The sequence below is a fragment of the Pseudomonas sp. S2_A05 genome, from assembly GCF_054668485.1.
In genome coordinates this window covers 4,504,277-4,526,823 of record NZ_CP162775.1, presented here as the reverse complement: position 1 = coordinate 4,526,823, position 22,547 = coordinate 4,504,277, and the positions used below count along the sequence as shown (strand labels likewise).

Here is a 22,547-nt window from a genome sequence, read left to right as displayed (position 1 = left end):
GGCACAATGCCACCACTGCGCCATACCCACGCAATCCGCTCAAGTATTCGGTTTTACCGCCGACTACGAGCATGTGGAACCGTCGTGCCGGTTCCGCGTTACACCCCACTATTAGAATATTTTCCGGGCAATTACCGCGATCAAGGAGGATTCGGTGGCTCGGCCAGGAGCTGTTCATGTCTCAACCTCGTGCTCGGATCGCCTCGCAGCTGGGTCTTGCCCTTGCTGTGATACTGGCGATAGTCATCAGCGGCAGTACGGTGTTCGCCTTGCGTTCGCTGGATTCCGCCAACCTCGCCACCCGTGAAGAGCATCTGGCCAGTGAGGCCCGGCTGCTGGCCGATCAACTGAGTACCTTCCACGGTACGCTGCGCGAAAGCACCCTGCGCCTGAGCGGTCTGTTCGAAAAACGCTTCGGCAGTGGCCTGAGTGTGCACCCCGATCAGCCAGTGACCGTGGCCGGCGTGCAGACCCCGGGTCTGCATCTGGGCAACGAAGTGCTGAACAACAACTTCAAGGAAGTTGACGAGTTCAAGCAGATGACTGCCGGTGTGGCCACGGTATTCGTGCGCAGCGGCGAAGACTTCATTCGCGTCAGCACCAACGTCAGCAAGCAGGACGGCACCCGTGCCATCGGCACCGTGCTCGATCATGCCAACCCGGCCTACGCGAAGTTGATGGCAGGGCAGAGTTATGTCGGCCGCTCGTTGCTGTTCGAGCGCTACTACATGTCGCAGTACACACCGGTGCGCGATGCGGGCGGCAAGATCATCGCCGTGTTGTATGTAGGTTTCGATTACACCGACGCGCAGAACGCGCAGTTCGCCAATCTCAAGCGCTTCCGCATTGGCAAGACCGGCTCGCTGGCGCTGCTCGACGAGCAGAACAAATGGCTGGTGCCGATTGCCGGCGTCGAAAACCTGGATCAAGCCGCCCCGACCATTAACAACCTCGTCAAAACCCCGGGCAAGGGTGAGTTCTGGAGCGACAAGGGCGAGGACTTCTACAGCATCGCCGTGCCGTTCGAAGGTGGCCCGTGGTCGGTGGTGGCGAGCATGCCGAAAGCCGAGATCCGCGCGGTGACCTGGAGCGTCGGTACGCAACTGGCGATCGGCAGCCTGCTGGCGATGTTGCTCGCGGTCGGTTCCGTAGTCTGGCTGCTGCGCAGCAAACTCGCGCCGCTGGGCGATCTGGTGCGTCAGGCTGAGGCCTTGGGTGCTGGTGATCTGAGCGTGCGTCTGAACGTATCGAGCCACGATGAAATCGGACAGCTGTCCCGCGCGTTCAACCAGATGAGCCAGGCGCTGTCGACCATGGTCGAGCACATCCGCCGCGCCTCGGAAGAGGTCAACAGCCGTGCGCAGGCGCTGTCCGGTTTGTCCGGTGGTGCTTACGAAGGCATGGAGCAGCAGTCGGGCGAAATCACCAGCATGGCCGGCGCCGTGGAAGAGTTCAGCGCGACGTCGTTGAACATCGCCGACAACATGGGCGCGACCCAGCGCCTGGCGCAGGAAAACGCTCAGCAAACGCAGATCGGCCGCAGCTCGATGGAAGAAGCGTCGTCGTCGCTGGAGCAGATCGCCGGTGCGCTGAACAGCACCGCCAGCGTGATCAACACGCTGGGGCAGCGCTCTCAGGAAATCGGCGGAATTGTCGGTGTGATCACCTCGATCGCCGAGCAGACCAACCTGCTGGCACTCAACGCTGCCATCGAAGCCGCGCGTGCCGGTGAACAAGGTCGCGGTTTTGCCGTGGTCGCGGACGAAGTGCGCAGCCTCGCCTCGCGTACCCGTCAGGCGACCGATGAAATCTCCAGCATGATCCACAGCATCCAACAGGAAACCGGCAACGCGATCAGCACTATGGAACAGGGCAACGTGCTGATGCAGGAAGGCCTGTCGCGCAACGCCAATGTCGCCTCGGCGCTGGCGCGGATTGACGAGCAGAGCCGTTCGGCAGGCCAGCAGTTTGCTGCGATCACCACCGCCACTCAGGAACAAAGCAGCACTGCGACGTTGCTGAGCAGCAATTTGCAGAGCATCGCCTTGGCCAACAGCGAGCAGCGTGAGGTGGTGTCGAACCTGGCTGTCACCGCGAAAGAGCTGGAGAAGCTGGCGGCGGATCTGCGTTCCGAGGTTGACCGCTTCCGTTGATGCATCTTTGAAACAGCTATCGCGAGCAGGCTCGCTCCCACAGTAGTCGGCGTAATTCACAAATATTGTGAAGGCCCGATGTCCCTGTGGGAGCGAGCCTGCTCGCGAATGCTTTTCTCCCACCGCTTCTTTGCACTTGCTGAAACGTTTCCGCAGCGCTATAAAAATGGCACAACTCCAATAAAGGCTGCTGCCATGACCCCGCTCAAACTCCTCGTCGCCCTCGGCGCATTCTCTGCCGCTTCTCATGCCATGGCCTGGGACTATGTCCTGCTCGACGCCAACACTCCGGCAAAAAACCGGACGATCACCAGTGAGCAACTCGGTGTAAAAACCGCCAAACCGTTTTCCGTGACCCTGCGTACTCTGCATGGCGGTCGTCAGGAGGGCGTCAGCATCGTCGACATCGATAACGGCACGATGAAACTCTCGGTGGTGCCAACCCGTGGCATGAACGTATTGCAAGCTTCGGTGGGCGACGTGCGCATGGGCTGGGACTCGCCGGTCAAGGACGTGGTCAACCCAGCGTTCATCGAGCTCAACGGTCGCGGTGGTCTGGGCTGGCTGGAGGGCTTCAATGAGCTGGTCACCCGTTGCGGTTACGAGTGGGTTGGCCATCCCGGCATGGACAACGGCGAACTGCTGACCCTGCACGGTCGCGCCGCCAACATCCCGGCCAGCACCGTCACTTTGCACATCGACGAGAAGCCGCCGTATGCCATCACGCTGCGTGGCGAGCTGAAAGAGCAGGCATTCAAGAAAGTCGATTTCTCGGTAGCGACCGAACTGGTCACCGAACCGGGCAGCGCAAGCTTCGCCCTTAACGACACCCTGACCAACAACGGCGACTATGCGAAGGAATATCAGGCGCTGTATCACAGCAACTTCAGCACGCCGTTTCTTGAGCAAGGGGCAAAATTCGCTGCGCCGGTGAAGCAGGTGTCGCCGTTCAACGACAAGGCCAAGGGTGATCTGCCCGACTGGCAGACCTATCGCGCGCCGACCAAGGATTACGATGAAACCGTCTACAACGTCGTGCCTTACGCCGACGCCAAGGGCGACACCTTGACCGTGTTGCACAACAAGGCCGGTAGTCTCGGCGTATCCGTTGGCTTCAACACCGAGCAGTTGCCGGTGTTCTCGCTGTGGAAAAACACCGACACCCAGGGGCAGGGCTACGTCACCGGGCTGGAGCCTGGGACGAGTTTTTCCTATAACCGTCGCTATCAGCGGCCGTTGAATCTGGTGCCGACCATCGCCCCAAAACAGCACAAGCAGTTCCAGATCAGCTACAGCCTGTTGGCGGATAAAGCTGCGGTGGATAACGCCTTGAAGCGCGTGACCGAGATTCAGGCCGGGCGCGACACTGAAGTGCGTCAGGCACCGCTGGTTGATCTGACCGAGCATTAAGGTGTCGCCGGCCGGTATTGCAGTGCCTCGGCCAGATGCTCGCGGGTAATCGCATCGGCCTGCTCAAGATCCGCCAGTGTGCGCGCGACCTTGAGCAGGCGATGCGCCGAGCGCAGCGACAGGATCAGTCGCTCGCAGGCCGCCTCCAGCCATTTCTCGTCAGCTGTGGATAACTTGCAGTGACGCTTGAGCCCCGGCAGATCGAGAAACGCATTGGCACAGCCCTGACGCTTCTGCTGTCGTTCGCGAGCCTCGGCCACCAACGCAGCAGCGCTGGCGCTGTTTTCGCCGGGCTTGGCTGCCGGATTCAACGCGGTTGCCTCCCGCGCCACGGTCAGGTGCAGATCGATACGATCCAGCAGCGGCCCTGACAACTTGTTGCGATAGCGTTGGACCATATCCGGTGTGCACGAGCATTTGCCGCTGGGTTCGCCAAGATATCCACAGGGGCACGGATTCATCGCGGCAACCAATTGAAATCGCGCGGGGAAACGTACGCGATCCTTGGCCCGCGCGATGACGATATGTCCCGACTCCAAAGGCTCGCGTAAAACTTCCAACACCTTGCGATCAAACTCCGGCAACTCATCGAGAAACAGCACGCCGTGGTGGGCGAGGGTGATCTCGCCGGGTTGCGGTTTCGAGCTGCCACCGACCAATGCCGGCCCTGAAGCCGAATGGTGTGGTTGGCGGAAGGGGCGTTGCGGCCAGTGAGTCAGAGGCACCCCGCTGGCGACCGATTGAATCGCTGCCACTTCCAGCGCCTCGCATTCGGAAAGCGGCGGCAGCAAACCCGGCAGACGACTGGCCAGCAGCGTCTTGCCGGTTCCCGGTGGCCCGCTGAACAACAAATTGTGAGCTCCCGCTGCGGCAATCAGCAGTGCGCGCTTTGCGGCTGTTTGACCCTGCACTTCGTTGAGGTCGGGATAGGGCTTGGCAGCGTGCATCAAACCATCGGAAACGTAAGGCTCCACCGGCGTATGCCCATTGAAATGCGCCACCGCTTCCAGCAAATGATCGACCGCAAACACCTTGAGCCCGGATGCCAGGCACGCCTCTTCCGCATTCGCTCGAGGCACCACCAGCGCCCGTCCGGCCTTGCGCGCCGCCAGTGCCGCCGGCAGCACGCCACGCACCGGCCGCACGGCACCCGACAGCGCCAACTCACCCAGACATTCCACCTCGTCCAGGGTCAGGCAGGGCACCTGCACACTCGCCGACAGAATCCCCAAGGCAATCGCCAGATCAAACCGCCCGCCATCCTTGGGCAGGTCCGCCGGCGCCAGATTCAAGGTGATCCGCCGCGCCGGAAATTGCAGTCCGGAATTGATGATCGCGCTGCGTACGCGATCCTTGCTCTCCTTCACCGCCGCTTCAGGCAGGCCGACCATGGTCAGCGACGGCAGACCGTTGGCCAGATGGACTTCGACGGTAACAGCGGGGGCTTCCACGCCAATCTGGGCGCGACTGTGGACAATGGAGAGGGACATGGTCGTTCCTTGAGCTGAATCGGGGAGCCGCTTCCTGCGGGTTTTTGAAGGGTAGTTGAGCCGGGTTTCGGTGCTGAAATAGAGGTTTACAAGACGTATCCAGACCCGATGGGCTGTCACTGCTTGCCTGAATTAGAGCGTTGACTCTCGCACGGCATTGAAGGATCATCCCATTCGAGGACTGCAACTGCGCATTCGTCGGGACTGGGCACCAGCAAAAGCTCCCCCGCATTTTTGGCAGCAGAGAAAGCTGGTTTCTCTGAAGTAGTGACGACGGGCTAGCCTGTCGGATTCTGAACCCAAGGCCGTAAAGCCAGGAGCTAAAGAATCGCTGCGACTACTCCTCAAAAAATACTTAAAAGGCGTCCATCGGACGCCTTTTTTTATTTCTGATTTGGTGGTGCTCGTGGTATCTGCCCCACTAACGTGCCATGTGCACGTTTTTGCGGGTACCAAGTCACCACGAAGTAACCAAATCCTGTGGCGCGCTCGTGTCGCGGTTCAAGAATCAGTGTTCCCATAGATGTCCTCAGTACCGCGACCCTGTTTCCACATCGTTGTTCTTTGAACTCACAATAGATTTGCGCCCCCGGGACGATCATTTTCGCAACAATCGCTGCTACCCCATCGGCAGTCTGGCAACCATGCTTGAGCAAATCGGCACTATGGGCTTCCCAAATGTGCACTACGCCAAAACCACTATTCGCTCGACGGTGAATACCTACCCGCAGATAAATCTTCCCGCCTGGCAAGCCGAATTTTGGCATATCGGGGATCGTGCCAAAGATGTAACCACCATCTGGATGCTGAACCAGCGTGTTTTCTTTGAGCTTGAGCAAATCAGACAAGAGGGATCCAGAACCAGAGTGTCTGGCGATCAATGTGTATCGCCTGGAACTCGACGAATAGGATCGACCAGCGCAGGCGAAAGCCACCAGCCTAATCACAGCGAAGAGCTCACGGAATCAGGCGCAGACGCTGATGTTTGTAGGGCCATGCCCTAATATTTGTAGGACGCTGGCGAAAGGGGTGTGAAGATCTTGTATCCGGAGTCGGATGTTCCAGTTTGGCCACTCAACGCAGCCTCTGGAGGCGAAAAAAAATGGACCGCAGTGGTATGCGCCCGATTCTTCCGGGCGAGGTTCTGAATAAGGAATTCATGGAGCCGTTGAGCATGACCGTCATGGATCTGGCCATGCCCACGAAATGGCCCGAAAGCGAGATCGAAGAGCTTGTGAAATGCCAGCTCAGGATCTGCGCCGATCTGGCAATCAGCCTCGCCATTCAGCTCAACACTACGCCTGAGTTATGGATGAATCTTCAGTCGACTTACGATTTGCGCAGAGCCCAGCTCCGGCATGCGGGCTCATAGCGATTGCAGCATCCGCGAAGCCCTTTTCCACCATGGCCCTGCCCGGGTCGCCCAATCCTCTGCTGAACATTCAGCATCAGATAGCTTAGAAACCTGGGCTTTTTGGCGCAATCGGACGGCGGTCATTAAGGTTGTAGGACGTTGCGGGGATGGTTCAAGGGCTGAAGATCAAAAGATCGCAGCCTTCGGCAGCTCCTACAGGGGACGCGAATTATTCAGCGGGCGGTGTCAGCTTCGCTTCCATCTCGGCAACCTTGGCTTCGAGGCTTTCGAGGCGGGCGCGAGTACGCGCCAGCACTACCATCTGACTATCGAACTCTTCCCGGCTGACCAGATCGAGTTTGCTGAAGGCACTTTGCAGCAGCATTTTGAACTGGCTTTCCATTTCGGCTTTCGGCAGCGGGGTGTCGCCGCTGAAGAGGCGGGAGGCGGTGCCGCTCAGGGCGTCGAGGAAGTCTTTGGGCGCGAGCATGGGAAATGTCCTGGAAACAATGGCCGGCAGTGTATCACGCAGTGTCTATAGTCAATCCCGTTGCACGGATGCACGCTTTTCGCGCAGGGGGACGGACGGTGGCGCACCGTTGTTGTGCGTATCGGCAAAAGCTTTTCTGCCCGAGCGCGTGCAACAGGGGCCAAGAGATTGAAATGCAGGGTTTTTGCCGAGCTGGCAAGGTTTCTGCTTAGTCACCCTCGACCCATGCACTGATGCAGTCGCTGTGACGAATGCAGTGCGGCAGACGAAGCGGGGAGTTTCGTCTGATGCGGTTAGCTGGCGTCAACGATGCGTTACAAAGCCAGGCACTGCGCTTAGACTTGAGACGGGTTTGTTTTCCTGGGGCAAGTCCACCAATTCGGGAGAGAGTTTCATGAAGCTAGTCACTGCCATCATCAAGCCGTTCAAGTTGGACGACGTGCGCGAGTCGCTGTCCGAAATCGGCGTGCAGGGCATTACCGTCACTGAAGTCAAAGGCTTCGGCCGGCAGAAGGGTCACACCGAGCTGTATCGCGGCGCGGAATATGTGGTCGATTTTCTGCCCAAGGTGAAAATCGACGTGGCCATCGACGACAAGGACCTGGATCGGGTTATCGAGGCGATAACCAAAGCGGCCAACACCGGCAAGATCGGTGACGGCAAGATCTTCGTGGTCAATCTGGAACAGGCGATCCGCATCCGTACCGGCGAAACCGATACCGACGCGATCTAAGCGCCGCCACAAACCCAACGCCCCAGGAGAAAACAATATGACTCTGCGTAAATTCGCAGGGCTAGGCGCCCTGTTGTCCATCGTAATGCCCGGCATCGCCATGGCGGCAGACGAAGTGGCAGCGCCAGTCCTCAATTCCGGCGACACCGCCTGGATGCTCACCTCGACAGCGCTCGTGCTGTTCATGACCATCCCCGGTCTGGCGCTGTTCTACGGCGGTATGGTTCGCTCGAAAAACATTCTTTCCGTGCTGATGCAGTGCTTCGCCATTACCGGCCTGATCAGCATCCTGTGGGTCATTTATGGCTACAGCATTGCCTTCGACACCACCGGCATGGAACAGGGCGTCGTCAACTTCAATTCGTTCTTCGGCGGCATGGGCAAGGCGTTCCTCGCTGGTGTCACGCCTTCGAGCATCACCGGCCCGGCGGCGCTGTTCCCTGAAGCGGTCTTCATCACCTTCCAGATGACCTTCGCGATCATCACCCCGGCGCTGATCGTCGGTGCGTTCGCCGAGCGCATGAAGTTCTCCGCGATGCTGATCTTCATGGGCATCTGGTTCACGCTGGTTTATGCACCGATCGCGCACATGGTCTGGTCCGGTAACGGCGGCCTGATGTGGGACTGGGGCGTGCTCGACTTTGCTGGCGGCACCGTGGTGCACATCAACGCCGGTATCGCCGGTCTGGTCGCGTGCCTGGTACTGGGCAAGCGCAAAGGCTTCCCGACCACACCAATGGCTCCGCATAACCTCGGCTACACGCTGATGGGCGCGGCGATGCTGTGGGTCGGCTGGTTCGGGTTCAACGCCGGTTCCGCTGCAGCCGCCAACGGCACTGCCGGTATGGCCATGCTGGTTACCCAGATCGCCACTGCCGCTGCGGCACTGGGCTGGATGTTTGCCGAGTGGGTCACCCACGGCAAGCCAAGCGCACTGGGTATTGCTTCGGGTGTGGTCGCCGGTCTGGTCGCGATCACTCCGGCCGCTGGCACTGTAGGCCCGATGGGTGCACTGGTGATCGGTCTGGCCGCAGGCGTGGTGTGCTTCTTCTGCGCCACCACCCTGAAACGCAAACTCGGCTATGACGACTCCCTGGATGCCTTCGGCGTGCACGGTATCGGCGGTATCCTCGGCGCGATCCTCACTGGTGTGTTTGCCGCACCGGCACTGGGCGGCTTCGGCACCGTGACTGACATTGGCGCGCAGGTCTGGATTCAGATCAAAGGCGTCGGCTTCACGGTGATCTACACCGCGATCGTCACTTTCATCATCCTCAAGGTGCTGGACGCCGTCATGGGTCTGCGCGTAACCGAGGAAGAAGAGTCGGTCGGCCTCGATCTGGCACAACACAACGAACGCGGCTACAACCTGTAAGTACGCGCGATAAAAAAATTGCCCGGTTCGCCGGGCATTTTTTTGTCCGGGATTTGTCATTCAAGGTGCGGCTGAAAGGATTTTTCTTACGGCTTTGGTCGTCTTTACGACGAGGCTTTTTCTGCGGGCAATCGCTTACATCGCTGCAGGAATATTAGGGCCTTTGTTTTTTTTCAGAGCACGCTAGAATGCGCCCCGAACGAGCGGAGAACTGTATGTGGCAACAGACTCTGATAACCCTGCGGGCAAGGCCCCGGGGCTTTCATCTGGTGACGGACGAGTTACTCGCAGGCTTGCCTGAACTCAAGACCTGTCGGGTCGGTCTGTTGCATTTGTGGCTGCAGCACACGTCGGCATCGTTGACCATCAACGAGAACGCCGATCCGGCAGTTCGTCGCGACTTCGAACGATTTTTCAATCGTCTGATCCCACAAGGAACAGACGGCTACGAGCACAACGACGAAGGCCCGGATGATCTCCCGGCGCACTTCAAGGCCAGCGTGCTCGGTTGCCAGATCAGTCTGCCGGTTGCGGCAGGGCGGCTGGCACTGGGTACCTGGCAAGGGATTTATCTGGGCGAGCACCGTGATCATGGCGGTGCCCGTAAAGTCCTCGCCACCTTGCACGGTGAACAGGCATGAGCCGCTGCCGGGCAGCGGCAGAAGATTTTTCAACGGCGGCTTCGACAGCCGCCAAAGCTGGTCTATAACTAATCTGCTTTTGGCAAGTCATGAGGTAGAACATGAGCGACGATGATCTGGAAAACGACGACCTCGAAGTAGGCGACGAAGACGAGGCCGAGGAAGGCCTGGAAGCGGCAGCGGAAGACGTTACCGAAGACGATGGCGGTGACGACACGCCGGCCCCGGCTGCCAAAGGCAAAGCCAAGGCTGCGGTCTCGGTCGACGAGTTGCCGAGCATCGAAGCCAAGAACAAGGAGCGCGACGCCCTGGCCAAGGCCATGGAAGAATTCCTTGCGCGCGGCGGCAAGGTGCAGGAAGTTGAGGCCAACGTGGTCGCCGATCCGCCCAAGAAGCCGGATAACAAGTACGGCAGCCGCCCTATCTGAGGCGCGTCGCTCGCTTGCTGAAAAAGCCCGCCGTCGCTGCGGGCTTTTTTATGCCTGGAATAAATGCGTTGAAAACAAATGCAGTCCCCTGTGGGAGCGAGCCTGCTCGCGAAGAGGGCATGTCAGCCGACATACATGTTGGATGACACACCGCATTCGCGAGCAGGCTCGCTCCCACAGGGCTGTAGATCAGTTCGAGGAAGCATTCCAGCGGGAGAGGACGGCTGGCAGTTCAGTGAGGCTGCGAATTTCCGCATCCGGCAAGCGCTCCGCCTCCCAGACCTTGCCTGTCGGGTTGAACCACACCGCGCGCAACCCCGCCTGCTGCGCCCCGGCGATGTCATCGCCGGGATGATCGCCAACATGCACCGCCGCTTCAGCACCCACACCACCGCGCTGTAACGCTTCATGAAACAGCCGTGCATCCGGTTTGGCGATGCCGATGTCTTCGGCGCACAAGGCGAACCTGAAGTAATCCGCCAGCCCCAGCCGGCGCACGTCGGCATTGCCATTGGTGACCACGCCGAGGGCGTAATGATTGGCGAGCAGCTCCAGCAGCGGCTCGACCTCCGGGAACACCTCGATCTGATGCCGCGCATGCAGGAACACTTCAAAAGCCTTGTCAGCCAGCTCCGAGGCCTCGCCGTGGGCATACCCGGCTTCTTCCAGCGCATGGAACAGCACACGTCGACGCAGCGCGCTGATGCGGTGCTTGAGCCCCGGTTCGCCCGCCAGCACACGCTCGCGAATCGACCACAAATGCTCCACCGGCACCGCGCCCAGACCCGAGGCATGTTCGCTCAGCCATTCGCGCAACACGGTTTCGGCGCTGGCGATCACCGGAGCGGTGTCCCACAGGGTGTCGTCGAGGTCGAAGGTGATCAACTGAATGCTCATGAATCATCGCCTTTCATGCGTTTGGCCCGGGGATGGGCGCTGTCGTAGATCGCCGCCAGATGCTGGAAGTCGAGGTGGGTATAGATCTGTGTGGTTTTGATATCGGAGTGGCCGAGCAATTCCTGCACCGCGCGCAGATCCTGCGAGGACTCGAGCAAATGGCTGGCGAAGGAGTGCCGGAGCATGTGCGGGTGCAGGTTCTGCCCCAGTTCGCGCTCGCCAGCCAGTTTGACCCGCACCTGAATCGCGCGCGGGCCAAGGCGTCGGCCCTGCTGGCTGACAAATACGGCATCGTCTGCCGGGTTGGTCATTGCGCGTAGCGGCAACCAGTGTTCGAGGGCTTCGCGGGCCTTGGCGCCGACTGGCAGCAGCCGGGTCTTGCTGCCCTTGCCGAGCACCTGAACCATGCCGTCGGCGAGATCGAGTTGATCGAGATTGAGCCCGGTCAGCTCGGACAGGCGCAGGCCAGAGGAATAGAAAAGCTCCAGAATCGCCTGATCGCGCCGGGCGAGAAAATCGTCCTCGACCGCACCTTCCAGCAGCTGCAATGCGCGATCGGTATCAAGGGTTTTCGGCAGGCGTCGTTCGCCTTTCGGTGGGGCCAGGCCAGTGGCCGGGTCGTGGTCGCACAGGCCTTCGCGATTCAAATAGTGATAGAGCCCGCGTACCGCCGAGAGCAGGCGGGCGAGGCTGCGCGAGGACTGGCCTTGCGCATGCAACCGGGCAATCAGGCTGCGCAGGCGCTGGATGTCCAGCGCGGCCCAGCTGCCGATGTTCTGCTTGATGCACCAGCCAAGGACTTTATCGAGGTCGCGGCGATAAGCCGACAGGGTGTGCGGCGACACCTGCCGCTCACTGCGCAGATGTTCGCAGTAAGCGTCCAGTTGTCGTTCCATGGTCAGCGTACCGAGCGCAGCGAGCTGTTGACCCGTGGCAGCACGCGGCCCATGACCTCGGCGATGTAGCTCAGGAACAGGGTGCCGACCGAGCTCTTGTAGTGCTGCGGGTCACGGCTGGCGATGGCCAGAATGCCGTGAATGCCCTGATGGCTGATGGCAACCACGGCGGTCGAGCCGATCTGCTGGCGCTGTTCTTCGCCGAAGAGGAAATCCAGCTCATGTTCACGCAGGCTGCCGCTGACGCTTTTGCCTTCGGTGAGCAGGCCACCGATCGCGGTTTGCGCGTCGGCGTGAGTCACCCAGCGGCCGACCGGTGCCGGGTTGTCGCCGAGCAGGATCAGGCTGACGAAAGGCACCTGGAAATCCTGACGCAGGCTGTCCTCAACGCTGATGACCACGTCTTCCAGGGTCGATGCATCCATCAGCGCGAGAATCAGGCGGCGGGTCTTTTCAAACAGGCGATCGTTGTCGCGGGCCACGTCCATCAGATGCGAAAGGCGATGGCGCATCTCGATGTTGCGGTCGCGCAGGATGGTCATCTGCCGTTCGACCAGCGACACGGTGTCGCCGCGTCGGTGCGGGATGCGCAACGACGGCAGCAGCTCTTCGTGCTCGACGAAAAAGTCCGGATGAGCCCCCAGGTAGGCGGCAACCGCGGCTGCCTCGAGGCTCTCGGACGCTGATTCGTCGGCTGGTCGGGCGGGTACCTGTGGCTTGTCGGTCATGATTTCTGCTCGCTCAAAGACGCACTTGTCCTTCGTATACACGCACTGCCGGACCGGTCATCAACACCGGTTCGCCCGGGCCGGCCCACTCGATGGACAGACGCCCGCCGGGCAGGTCGATCAACAGCGGCGAATCCATCCACCCCTGACTGATGGCCGCCACCGCCGCCGCACAGGCGCCGGTGCCGCAGGCCTGGGTTTCCCCGGCGCCGCGCTCCCAAACACGCAGTTGCGCGCGATGGCGATCGATGACCTGAAGGAAGCCGACATTGACCCGCGCCGGAAAGCGCGGGTGGTGTTCGATCTTCGGCCCCAGTTCATGCACCGGTGCGCTGTTGATGTCGTCCACGCGAATGACCGCATGGGGATTGCCCATCGACACGGCGGCCAGTTCGACCGTGGTGCCATCGACTTCCAGCTGATAGCTGCTGGCCTGGGCCGGCGCCTGGAATGGAATGTCTGCCGGCACCAGGCGCGGCGCGCCCATGTTGACGCCGATCTGGCCGTCGTTACGCACGTCCAGTTCGATGATGCCGCCCTTGGTCTCGACGCGGATCTGCCGCTTGGCGGTCAGGCGCTTGTCGAGCACGAAGCGGGCGAAGCAGCGCGCACCGTTGCCGCACTGCTCCACCTCCGAGCCGTCGGAGTTGAAGATCCGGTAGCGAAAGTCCACGTCCGGGTTGCTCGGCGCTTCGACGATCAGCAACTGGTCGAAACCGATACCGGTGTGGCGATCGCCCCATTGCTTGGCGTGTTTGGGCTGAATGTGCGCGTGCTGGCTGACCAGGTCGAGGACCATGAAGTCGTTGCCCAGGCCGTGCATTTTGGTAAAACGCAGCAGCATGGGTTACTCCGGCAGCAGGCTTTCGCCGGCAAACAGCTCGGCCACGGTTTCGCGGCGACGCACTTCAAAAACCTGATCACCATCCACCAGCACCTCGGCGGCACGGCCACGGGTGTTGTAGTTGGAGCTCATCACAAAACCGTAGGCGCCGGCCGAATGCACCGCCAGCAGATCGCCTTCTTCCAGCGCCAGCTCGCGGTCCTTGGCGAGGAAGTCGCCGGTTTCGCAGATCGGGCCGACGATGTCGTACTTGCGTGCAGCGCTGTCGCGCGGTTTCACCGCCGTGACGTCCATCCACGCCTGATACAGCGCCGGACGGATGAGGTCGTTCATCGCCGCGTCGACGATGGCGAAATCCTTGTGCTCGGTGTGCTTGAGGTATTCGACCTGCGTCAGCAACACGCCGCCATTGGCAACGATGAAGCGACCCGGTTCGAACACCAGCGCCAGATCACGCCCGTCGAGACGCTCGCGCACGGCTTTGATGTAGTCGGCAGCCAGCGGCGGCTCCTCATCGCGGTAACGCACGCCCAGGCCGCCACCGAGATCGATGTGGCGCAGGTGAATGCCGCAATCGCCCAGACGGTCGACCAGATCGAGCAAGCGATCGAGGGCGTCAATGAATGGCGGCAGGGTGGTCAGTTGCGAACCGATGTGGCAGTCGACACCGACTACTTCCAGGTTCGGCAGATGCGCGGCGCGCACGTACACGTCTTCGGCATCGGCAATGGCGATGCCGAACTTGTTCTCTTTCAGACCGGTGGAAATGTACGGATGGGTGCCGGCATCGACGTCCGGGTTCACGCGCAGCGAAACCGGGGCGCGAACACCCAGCTCGGCGGCGACTACTTGCAGGCGCTCGAGCTCGTCGGTGGATTCGACGTTGAAGCAGTGCACGCCGACTTCGAGGGCGCGGCGCATGTCGTCACGGGTCTTGCCGACGCCGGAGAAAACGATCTTGTCGGCGCTGCCACCAGCGGCCAGTACACGTTCCAGCTCGCCACGGGAAACGATGTCGAAACCGGCGCCGAGACGGGCCAGGACATTCAGTACACCGAGGTTGGAGTTGGCTTTGACCGCGAAGCAGACCAGATGCGGCATGCCGGCCAGCGCATCGGCGTAGGCCAGATACTGCGCTTCGATGTGCGCGCGCGAGTAGACATAGGTGGGCGTGCCGAAGCGGTCGGCGATGGCGGACAGCGCCACACCTTCCGCGAACAGCTCCCCGCCACGGTAGTTAAAAGCGTCCATGGCGATCCCTTAGTAAACGTCGTGCTTGTGAGCCTTGGATGGCTGCTTCTGCGAAGACTGGGCTTGTTCGGCCGGGTCCTGATCGTCATCCGGCAGGTACAGCGGGCCTTTTTGACCACAGGCCGAAACGAGGCAGGCAACCGCGACGAGCGCAGCAAGGGAAGAGATCAGGCGCTTCATGGCGAAATCCTTGAAAATGCGTTAATTGCGCCGGAGTATACCGGCCACCCGGCAGCTTGCCTATGCGAGGGGGTTCCCGTCCGGCGGGGCTCCTGTGATGCGCATCATCCCTGTGGGAGCGAGCCTGCTCGCGAAGGCGTCGGCAAATTCAACAGGCTCGTTGCCTGACACACCGCTTTCGCGAGCAGGCTCGCTCCCACGGGGGCGGTGCTGGATGGGCCGACAGGTACTTGGTCGTTAATCTTTGCAATCGGTCGGCAGCGTCCGTATCTTTCGGCGCTTGAGCCTGATCAGACATTTTTGAGGTTGCCGCAATGAGTTTGTCCGAAGCCCGTTTCCACGATCTGGTCGATGCTACCCAGCAGACGCTGGAAGATATCTTTGATGACAGCGACCTGGATATCGACCTGGAGAGCTCGGCCGGCGTGCTGACGGTCAAATTCGAAAACGGCAGCCAGCTGATCTTCAGCCGCCAGGAGCCGTTGCGTCAGCTGTGGCTGGCGGCCGTGTCCGGTGGTTTCCACTTCGACTACGACGAAGAAAGCGAGCGCTGGATGTGCGACAAGAGCGAAGAGCAATTGGGCGAAATGCTTCAGCGCCTCGTAAAGCAGCAGGCTGGCGCCGAATTCGATTTCGAAGGTCTGTGATTCGTGACGGATGCCGCGCCTGTTCGCCCGCCGAAACCGCTCTACAGCAACGTCAGCCCGGCGGTGCCTTCGCCGTGCACGGGCGTATGTCGGCTGGACGAACAGAAAGTCTGTCTCGGCTGTGCGCGCCACGTCGAGGACATTCGCGAATGGCGCTCGGCGGACGATCAGCGGCGCCGGGTGATTTGCCAGCAGGCTACCGCACGAAAGTCCCAAGCCTGTTGATATTGTGGCGAGGGGATTTATCCCCGTTGGGTCGCGTAGCGGCCCCAAAATCTATACGGCTGCTGCGCAGCCGAACGGGGATAAATCCCCTCGCCACAAGGGTTTCACCCAGGCAAAAAAGGGCGTGACTTGTATATTTTTTGAGCTGTGATAGTGTCCGCGAACGCCTCAAACCACCGAGGCACGGTGAAAACCCCGTCTTTTTTGGCGGGGTTTTGCTTTTTTGTGCAGAAGAAAGGAGTCTGCCTGGATCATGACCGCACCTTCCATCACCCTTACCCGTCTGGACGTGCAACGTCTGGAGCGCCTGATCGACAGCCTGAGCGACAAAGACCAGGCTGCGCCGGGCGTGATTGCGCTGCAAACCGAGCTGGACCGCGCCGATACCGTGGTCGGCCACGATGAAGTGCCCGCCGATGTCGTGACCATGAATTCCCGCGTGCATTGCCGCGAAGAAGGCAGTGGCAAGGATTACCACCTGACGCTGGTCTATCCCAAGGACGCCAACGCCGATGAAGGCAAGATTTCCATTCTCGCTCCGGTTGGCAGTGCGCTGCTGGGCCTGAAGGTCGGTCAGCACATCGATTGGCCGGCGCCGGGCGGCAAGTCGCTGAAACTGACCTTGCTGGAAGTGGAATCGCAACCGGTCAACGGCGGCGCCTTTCCCGAATAAATTCCTGCTTCAAACCTGTTCGAGCGCTTCATTCAACGAGCGCTCCAGGTCTGCCTTGTAGCGCAGATACAGATTGCTTGAACTGTGCCCGTCACCGAGCAGACCCGACAGGTCGAGGTCGGTGATGTAGCAGCGATAACGCTCGGTCTCGCGACGCTGCTCGACGATCTCCCGGGCGACCACGCTGAACAACTGGTCGCCATGCTCCAGCTCGCTGAATTCCCGCTGATTGCAGTACAAGGTGACCTGCACTTCGCCGGGTGCGGCTTTGCCGATGATTGCCTGCACGTCGTAGAACGGTTTGTTCACCGGGGTCTGCGGTGCTGGTCGGGTTTCGACCCTGCGCGAGCGCCCCGGGCCTGACGGCAACAGCTGGTAATACAAAGTCTCGGGGCTGCCCGCAGGGCCACCGTCCATCGGCAATTGCGCTTCACGGCGGTACTGGATCGATTGCAGAAAACGTTGCAGCGGCACCAGCAGACTCTGCTCGTCGTGGTACGGCAGCTGCTGTTGCCACAGCGCATTGAATTCATCCAGCACGTACAGCTCCGCCTGCTGTTCACTGATGCGATAGAACACTTGAATGCACTCCGGCTGACCCATCGGCAGGATCAGCGCCAGATCGTGATCTTCCAGCGCCATCGGGTCGAGGTGCAGCGGGCTGTAGCGCGGTTGTTCTTCGCCCAGATAATCGAGCAGCGCCGGCAGGGTGGCGAGGGCGACATGGTTGACCTGACCCGGCACCAGCTCCAGCACGTGATAGTGCTGCTGCACCTGAATCAGGTAGCGATGATTCAAGTCACTGAGCAACAGGGTCTGCGCGGTGTCGACGATTTCCTCGACGCGGCGGGCAATGAATTGCGCGCGGTTGTGGCAGAAGCAGCGCACTTTCAGCGAAGGCTGCACCGGGCCGCGCGGCAGGTTGTTGAGGTAATCGCGCAGGCAGTCGAGCAGCGCATGCGGGCCGTCGAAACGATTGACCAGCACTTCGTTCCAGCTGTTGAGCGTGACCTGATCGAGGGTCAGCACCAGATTCTCGCGCACGCCGGCATAGCTCAGCGAGTCGGTGCGTTCGGTGGTCATCAAAATGTTCAGATCACGGTGATGCTTGAGCGGATCGACGCCGACGTTGATCAGCAGCAGCACTTCGCTGGGCACGGCGGCGCGCAGCAAGGGCTCTTCGGCGACGGTGGACAAGGGCAGGGCGATGCACTGCTGCAGGCTGCCGAGCAGGTTGAACAGCTCGAACTCGCTCAAGTCGCTGGTGCCCGGATGCAGGGCCAGGCGGGTGCTGCTGTCGATCACGCCGTTGCGGTGGCACCAGGTCAGCAGTTCGAGCAGTTCGCGACTGCGCTTGATCGGCGCGAAATGTTCCCACTCCAGCGCCGTCAGGCTGCCGTTGTACAAACCCCACTGGGTCTGCCCCGGCTCCTTTTTGTTCGGCGACTGCACCAGGGTCAGGGTATCTTCGGCCAGGTCCGGGGCGATGCCCGGATTGATGAACTCGACCTTGTCGGCCTTGCGCTCGAATGCCGCGTAGAGTCGACGGCCAAGCACATTGAGGTCGCGCTTGTTGATCAGGCTGACAGTCTGTTCGCTGCGGGCGAACTGGGTCAGGAAGCGATAGCTGTAATTGAGTTCGTTGACCAGCGCGCGGCGCTCGGCGCTGACCTGGCGGACTTTCCACTGACTGCGGCTGTCGAGCAGCGCCAGTTGCCGCTGATCCCAGTGCCACTCGCCGGCCAGGCGTTCGAGCAGTGCGCGTTGCCAACCCTGACTGCGGCTGTTGCCGGTGAGCTTGCGGTTGACCTTCAGATACAGCGCGCGGCGCACCAGCTCAAGACGTTCCGGCTCGTTGCGGGCGATCAGGTATTCCTCGATACGCCGGTACACGACCATGTACGGGTCAAGCTCATCGAGATCGAGCTGATTGGCGAACACGGCTTTCTTGAAGCGCAGGCTCAGGCACTGCACCTGCGGATGTTCGCTGGCGTACACCTCGGTCAGCAGCAGTTTGAGCACCGACTTGTAGGGCGACTCGATGCCTTTGAACAACTGCCACAATCCGGCCCCGATGAATTCCCCGGGCGGAATGGTCGCCATCGGCCCGAGATCGAGGGTTTCATCGGCGCGAATAAAGCGTTTGGACAGCAGGGTGTGGGTGTAAGCGTCGTAGGCTGTTTCTTCATAGACTGGCACCAGCCACCAGATCGGCGTGCGCCCGGCCAGCCAGATCGCCGTGCGATAAAACTCGTCGAGCAGCAGATAGTGCTGGGTGCTGCCGCAGTTTTCCGAACTGAGCTGAGCATCACGTTCGCCTTTGACGAAGCGCGCCGGGTCGATCAGGAAGAAATGCGCTTCGGCACCCTGGCTCGCGGCCCAGGTTTCCAGCAACTGGCATTTCTTGCGTAGCTCGGCGAGTTCGCTTTCGCTCAGATCTGGGGCATGGCAGACCCACACATCCATGTCGCTCTGATCGGCCTGTGCCAGCGTGCCTAGGCTGCCCATCAGGAACAAACCGTGAATCGGTCGCGGCGGGTTGCTGCCATGGCGCGGTTTGTAAGAAAACGAGCGGGTCAGGCGCTGCGCCTCGGTCAGCGCATTGGCGTCCGGCTCATAATTCGAGAGACCGGCCGGCGTACTGCCCGAGACATAGCCGGGCAGCAACGGATGATTGACGTGAAAGAACAGCGGCAACAGCGTCAGCACGCTTTGCTGGCGCGTCGAAAAACCTTCGAGGGCGCGGCCGAGGCGGCCTTCATTGAGTTTGAGAAAACGGGCGCGCAGTTGGCTGAGTACCTTGCGGTCGATGCCTTCGTCCAGGTCGGGGCGGATTTCGTGGGTGCGCGTCATGTCAGCTCAAACCGGCTTGCAGGCTCGGACGTAGAGGGTCTCGGAATGGCCGCAGTTTAGCCTCTGCGCAGCAGGAGGTTTAAGCTGAATTTGTTTTTTGACGTCAGATTTTCATCGGCAGTGATCAGGCTGGCCCGCGGAAATCCCGTGGCAGGAGTTTCCGTGGGCAAAGTCGGAAAAAGTCAGGCGGTTTCCTGCTCTCTCAGAATCGTCAGTACGGTCTGCACGTTTTGCGCGGCATCGCGGCCGAGGCTGGTCAGATAACCGCCATCGGGCTGGTCGGTTAGTTCTTTTTCGAAGAGGCGTTTGGCGGCGGCTATGTGTTTCGGGGCAGCGGTCTGATGAATTTTCAGACCTTCCTGGGAACTGTCCAGGTTGAAGAGTGCAAGGACTTCCAGTTCGGCAACCAACTCAGGGGTAAGCGACATAAGGACTCCAGACTTTCTAGGAATTGGACGACAGCGCCCCTAAGGTGAACCCGCTGGTGCAGCATGTCCAGTGCTCGGATCAGGGGATTTTGTCTTGAGGCGAATTCCAGTGTAGTCCGCATAAAAAAGATCGCAGCCTTCGGCAGCTCCTACAGGAGATTGGTGCAGGAGCTGCCGAAGGCTGCGATCTTTTGATTTTAGAGCTTTTCCGGTGGCAGCTCTGGCAATGCGCGCAAGGCCGCTTCATACCATTCGGTGTTGAACGCGCGGTCTTCATCGAGCATCGCGTCAATCTCATAGGCAAGCACGTGAGCCATGAGGTTGAGGATCTCTTCGCGCTCCATACCGACCAGAGTCAGCTTGTTCAATGTCGCCTTGGCCGCTGGGGGGGTGTCGCTTTCGATTTGGTTCTCGATGGCTTCGATCAGCGTCGCTTCGGTGAATGCTTCTTCGTCGTCATCGTTGACGATATCTGTCGGCTCGCTCATGGCAGGCTCCTCAGGGAAAGGCGCCAGTTTACCCGCATTCAGCGGCGTGATGCTGCTGGCGGGAAACGTCGCGGCGATCTATAAACAGGCACTGCCCACCCCGCACGGCCTGGAGGCTCTGTGATGTTCAAGCTCTACGGATTTGCTGTCAGCAACTACTACAACATGGTCAAACTGGCGCTGCTGGAAAAAGGCCTGCCCTTCGAAGAGGTGACGTTCTACCCGGCGCAAACCCCGGAGTCACTGGCGATCAGCCCGCGCGGCAAGGTCCCGGTGCTGGGCGTCGACGCCGGTTATATCAACGAAACCGCGATCATTCTCGAATACCTCGAACAATCACAAAAGGGCACGCCGCTCCTGCCCAGCGATCCGTTCGAGCGCGCGCAGGTATTGGCGATTGCGAAGGAGATCGAGTTGTACATCGAGTTGCCGGGGCGTGCCTGCTATGGCGAGGCGTTTTTCGGTATGACGTTGCCGGAGGCGATCAAAGAGAAGACCCGGACGGAGCTGCTGCTGGGCTTCGCGGCACTCGGCCGCCACGGCCAGTTCGCCCCGTATGTGGCGGGTGACAGCCTGAGCATTGCCGATTTGTATTTCCTCTACAGCGTGCCGCTGGCCTGTGCGGTCGGGCAGAAGCTGTTCGGGATTGATCTGCTGGCCGAGATGCCGCAGGCGAAGGCGCTGCTGGAGCGGTTAGAGCAGAATCCGCACGTGCAGAAGATTGCGGCGGATAAAGACGCGGCGATGCCGGCGTTTTTGGCGATGATTGCAGCCAAGAAGTGAATTTTGTAGCGCTCTGAAGTCAGTCATCGCTGGCAAGCCAGCTCCCACAGGGCTATGGGTCGAACGCAAAATTGTGTTCCACATAGAACCCTGTGGGAGCGGGCTTGCCCGCGATGCTTCTAGCGGCTGGCCAGCAGGGCCTGACCGCGCGCCACCGCAGCCCTGACCTGCGCCGGCGCAGTCCCGCCGATATGGTCGCGGGCATTCACCGAGCCTTCCAGGGTCAGCACGGCAAACACGTCCTGCTCGATCTGATCGCTGAATTGACGCAGTTCTTCGAGGCTCATCTCGGCCAGATCCTTGCCCGTGTCCACGCCGTATTTCACCGCGTGGCCAACGATTTCATGGCAATCACGGAACGGCAGGCCACGGCGCACCAGATAATCCGCCAGGTCAGTCGCAGTGGAGAAACCGCGCAGTGCCGCTTCACGCATGATCGCGTGTTTCGGCTTGATCGCCGGGATCATGTCGGCAAACGCGCGCAGCGAATCGCGCAGGGTGTCGGCGGCGTCGAACAGCGGCTCCTTGTCTTCCTGATTGTCCTTGTTGTAGGCCAGCGGCTGGCCCTTCATCAGGGTCAGCAGGCCCATCAGCGCGCCGAAGACGCGGCCGGTCTTGCCGCGTACCAGTTCGGGCACGTCAGGGTTTTTCTTCTGCGGCATGATCGAGCTGCCAGTGCAGAAACGATCCGGCAGATCGATGAACTGGAACTGCGCGCTGGTCCACAGCACCAGCTCTTCGGAGAAGCGCGACAGGTGCATCATCGCGATGCTTGCGGCCGAGCAGAATTCGATGGCGAAGTCACGATCGGAGACGTTGTCCAGCGAGTTGCCGCCGACGGCGTCGAAGCCGAGCAGTTGCGCGGTGTATTCGCGGTCGATCGGGTAGGTGGTGCCGGCCAGTGCGGCGCTGCCCAATGGCATGCGGTTGGTGCGCTTGCGGCAGTCGACCAGACGCTCGTAGTCGCGGCTGAGCATTTCGAACCAGGCCAGCATGTGGTGCCCGAAAGTTACCGGCTGCGCGGTCTGCAAGTGGGTGAAGCCCGGCATGATGCTTGCGGCCTCACGCTCGGCTTGCTCCAGCAGGCCTTTTTGCAGGCGGGTGATCTCGGCGAGGATCAGGTCGATTTCATCGCGCAGCCACAGGCGGATATCGGTGGCGACCTGGTCGTTGCGGCTGCGCCCAGTGTGGAGCTTTTTACCGGTGACGCCGATGCGGTCGGTCAGGCGTGCTTCGATGTTCATGTGCACGTCTTCGAGGTCGACGCGCCAGTCGAACTGGCCGGCCTCGATTTCGCCCTGAATGGTCTTCAGGCCATCGATGATGCTGTCGCGCTCGGCATCGGTCAGCACGCCGACCTTGGCCAGCATGGTGGCGTGGGCGATCGAGCCCATGATGTCGTGGCGATACAGGCGCTGGTCGAAAGTGACGGAGGCGGTGAAGCGGGCGACGAAGGCGTCGACGGGTTCACTGAAGCGGCCGCCCCAGGACTGATTGGTCTTGTCAGTGCTCATGAATTCGCTCGTATCGGCTTGAAGAAATGGCGTGAAACGCTGGCGCGGATAATAACAGGGTTGCCA

Annotated in this window: 24 protein-coding genes; 11 read left to right on the top strand and 13 right to left on the bottom strand. The window is 60.7% G+C overall.

Annotated elements, in window-relative coordinates:
* Positions 1-176 precede the first annotated feature (176 nt).
* Positions 177-2,153, top strand: coding sequence for a methyl-accepting chemotaxis protein (locus AB4O12_RS20685; RefSeq protein ID WP_016772578.1), 1,977 nt, complete (start codon positions 177-179; stop codon positions 2,151-2,153).
* Positions 2,154-2,348: 195 nt separating this feature from the next.
* Positions 2,349-3,563, top strand: a complete 1,215-nt coding sequence (locus AB4O12_RS20680; protein ID WP_460059651.1) for an aldose 1-epimerase family protein — start codon at positions 2,349-2,351, stop codon at positions 3,561-3,563.
* Here the strand turns inward: AB4O12_RS20680 and AB4O12_RS20675 are convergent.
* Together AB4O12_RS20675 and AB4O12_RS20670 are read right to left on the bottom strand one after the other, a co-directional pair.
* A complete protein-coding gene (locus AB4O12_RS20675) occupies positions 3,560-5,053 on the bottom strand; it encodes a YifB family Mg chelatase-like AAA ATPase (protein WP_071172128.1) in 1,494 nt (497 codons plus the stop codon). The two genes, AB4O12_RS20680 and AB4O12_RS20675, sit on opposite strands and share 4 nt — an antisense overlap.
* 383 nt (positions 5,054-5,436) lie before the next feature.
* On the bottom strand, positions 5,437-5,901 hold the full coding sequence (locus tag AB4O12_RS20670; protein WP_082530345.1) for a hypothetical protein: 465 nt from the start codon (positions 5,899-5,901) through the stop codon (positions 5,437-5,439).
* A gap of 269 nt (positions 5,902-6,170) precedes the next feature.
* Here AB4O12_RS20670 and AB4O12_RS20665 point away from each other — a divergent pair, with 269 nt between their 5' ends.
* On the top strand, positions 6,171-6,425 hold the full coding sequence (locus AB4O12_RS20665) for a HigA family addiction module antitoxin (protein WP_252868462.1): 255 nt from the start codon (positions 6,171-6,173) through the stop codon (positions 6,423-6,425).
* A gap of 211 nt (positions 6,426-6,636) precedes the next feature.
* Here AB4O12_RS20665 and AB4O12_RS20660 read toward each other — a convergent pair whose 3' ends face one another.
* Positions 6,637-6,897: an accessory factor UbiK family protein gene (locus tag AB4O12_RS20660; protein ID WP_095181253.1), complete on the bottom strand. Its 261-nt coding sequence runs from the start codon at positions 6,895-6,897 to the stop codon at positions 6,637-6,639.
* 394 nt (positions 6,898-7,291) lie between these two features.
* On the opposite strand from AB4O12_RS20660, the gene glnK reads away from it, so the two are divergent.
* The 4 genes from glnK (at position 7,292) to sutA (ending at position 10,074) form a co-directional block, all read left to right on the top strand.
* On the top strand, positions 7,292-7,630 hold the full coding sequence (gene glnK / locus AB4O12_RS20655) for a P-II family nitrogen regulator (protein ID WP_002555808.1): 339 nt from the start codon (positions 7,292-7,294) through the stop codon (positions 7,628-7,630).
* A gap of 37 nt (positions 7,631-7,667) precedes the next feature.
* Positions 7,668-9,005, top strand: a complete 1,338-nt coding sequence (locus AB4O12_RS20650; RefSeq protein WP_041476939.1) for an ammonium transporter — start codon at positions 7,668-7,670, stop codon at positions 9,003-9,005.
* A gap of 215 nt (positions 9,006-9,220) precedes the next feature.
* Positions 9,221-9,646 (top strand): secondary thiamine-phosphate synthase enzyme YjbQ, encoded by a 426-nt coding sequence (locus AB4O12_RS20645; RefSeq protein WP_024014775.1) that lies wholly within the window; start codon positions 9,221-9,223, stop codon positions 9,644-9,646.
* A 101-nt stretch (positions 9,647-9,747) separates the two neighbouring features.
* Complete coding sequence (gene sutA, locus AB4O12_RS20640; RefSeq protein ID WP_056791627.1) at positions 9,748-10,074, top strand: transcriptional regulator SutA; 327 nt, start codon at positions 9,748-9,750, stop codon at positions 10,072-10,074.
* A gap of 189 nt (positions 10,075-10,263) precedes the next feature.
* On the opposite strand, the gene AB4O12_RS20635 is transcribed toward sutA, so the two are convergent.
* From AB4O12_RS20635 to lptM, 6 genes are read right to left on the bottom strand one after another with little or no spacing between them, the layout of a single operon-like run.
* Positions 10,264-10,971 carry an HAD family hydrolase gene (locus tag AB4O12_RS20635; RefSeq protein WP_460059650.1) on the bottom strand — a complete coding sequence of 236 codons (708 nt, stop codon included), beginning with the start codon at positions 10,969-10,971 and terminating at the stop codon, positions 10,264-10,266.
* A complete protein-coding gene (gene xerC, locus AB4O12_RS20630) occupies positions 10,968-11,867 on the bottom strand; it encodes a tyrosine recombinase XerC (RefSeq protein WP_252877097.1) in 900 nt (299 codons plus the stop codon). The genes AB4O12_RS20635 and xerC overlap by 4 nt, the downstream gene beginning before the upstream one ends.
* A gap of 2 nt (positions 11,868-11,869) precedes the next feature.
* Positions 11,870-12,595, bottom strand: a complete 726-nt coding sequence (locus AB4O12_RS20625) for a DUF484 family protein (protein ID WP_315434573.1) — start codon at positions 12,593-12,595, stop codon at positions 11,870-11,872.
* Between the two features lie 13 nt (positions 12,596-12,608).
* A complete protein-coding gene (gene dapF, locus AB4O12_RS20620) occupies positions 12,609-13,439 on the bottom strand; it encodes a diaminopimelate epimerase (protein ID WP_041476933.1) in 831 nt (276 codons plus the stop codon).
* 3 nt (positions 13,440-13,442) lie between these two features.
* Positions 13,443-14,690, bottom strand: coding sequence for a diaminopimelate decarboxylase (lysA, locus tag AB4O12_RS20615; protein WP_056791636.1), 1,248 nt, complete (start codon positions 14,688-14,690; stop codon positions 13,443-13,445).
* 9 nt (positions 14,691-14,699) lie between these two features.
* On the bottom strand, positions 14,700-14,870 hold the full coding sequence (gene lptM, locus AB4O12_RS20610) for an LPS translocon maturation chaperone LptM (protein ID WP_016772589.1): 171 nt from the start codon (positions 14,868-14,870) through the stop codon (positions 14,700-14,702).
* A 314-nt stretch (positions 14,871-15,184) separates the two neighbouring features.
* On the opposite strand from lptM, the gene cyaY reads away from it, so the two are divergent.
* The 3 genes from cyaY (at position 15,185) to rnk (ending at position 16,415) form a co-directional block, all read left to right on the top strand.
* Positions 15,185-15,517 carry an iron donor protein CyaY gene (gene cyaY / locus AB4O12_RS20605; protein ID WP_056791639.1) on the top strand — a complete coding sequence of 111 codons (333 nt, stop codon included), beginning with the start codon at positions 15,185-15,187 and terminating at the stop codon, positions 15,515-15,517.
* A 3-nt stretch (positions 15,518-15,520) separates the two neighbouring features.
* Positions 15,521-15,742, top strand: a complete 222-nt coding sequence (locus AB4O12_RS20600; protein WP_076564524.1) for a DUF1289 domain-containing protein — start codon at positions 15,521-15,523, stop codon at positions 15,740-15,742.
* A gap of 253 nt (positions 15,743-15,995) precedes the next feature.
* A complete protein-coding gene (gene rnk, locus AB4O12_RS20595) occupies positions 15,996-16,415 on the top strand; it encodes a nucleoside diphosphate kinase regulator (RefSeq protein ID WP_024014769.1) in 420 nt (139 codons plus the stop codon).
* Positions 16,416-16,424: 9 nt separating this feature from the next.
* On the opposite strand, the gene AB4O12_RS20590 is transcribed toward rnk, so the two are convergent.
* The 3 genes from AB4O12_RS20590 to AB4O12_RS20580 form a co-directional block, all read right to left on the bottom strand.
* Positions 16,425-19,268: a class I adenylate cyclase gene (locus AB4O12_RS20590; protein WP_460059649.1), complete on the bottom strand. Its 2,844-nt coding sequence runs from the start codon at positions 19,266-19,268 to the stop codon at positions 16,425-16,427.
* 182 nt (positions 19,269-19,450) lie between these two features.
* Positions 19,451-19,696 (bottom strand): TIGR02647 family protein, encoded by a 246-nt coding sequence (locus tag AB4O12_RS20585; RefSeq protein WP_003229392.1) that lies wholly within the window; start codon positions 19,694-19,696, stop codon positions 19,451-19,453.
* 197 nt (positions 19,697-19,893) lie between these two features.
* Positions 19,894-20,184 (bottom strand): hypothetical protein, encoded by a 291-nt coding sequence (locus AB4O12_RS20580; RefSeq protein WP_095181258.1) that lies wholly within the window; start codon positions 20,182-20,184, stop codon positions 19,894-19,896.
* A 123-nt stretch (positions 20,185-20,307) separates the two neighbouring features.
* On the opposite strand from AB4O12_RS20580, the gene AB4O12_RS20575 reads away from it, so the two are divergent.
* Entirely contained in the window at positions 20,308-20,967 is a 660-nt protein-coding gene (locus AB4O12_RS20575) for a glutathione S-transferase family protein (protein WP_056791651.1), read from the top strand.
* Between the two features lie 119 nt (positions 20,968-21,086).
* Here AB4O12_RS20575 and argH read toward each other — a convergent pair whose 3' ends face one another.
* Complete coding sequence (gene argH, locus AB4O12_RS20570; RefSeq protein WP_056791653.1) at positions 21,087-22,481, bottom strand: argininosuccinate lyase; 1,395 nt, start codon at positions 22,479-22,481, stop codon at positions 21,087-21,089.
* Positions 22,482-22,547 lie beyond the last annotated feature (66 nt).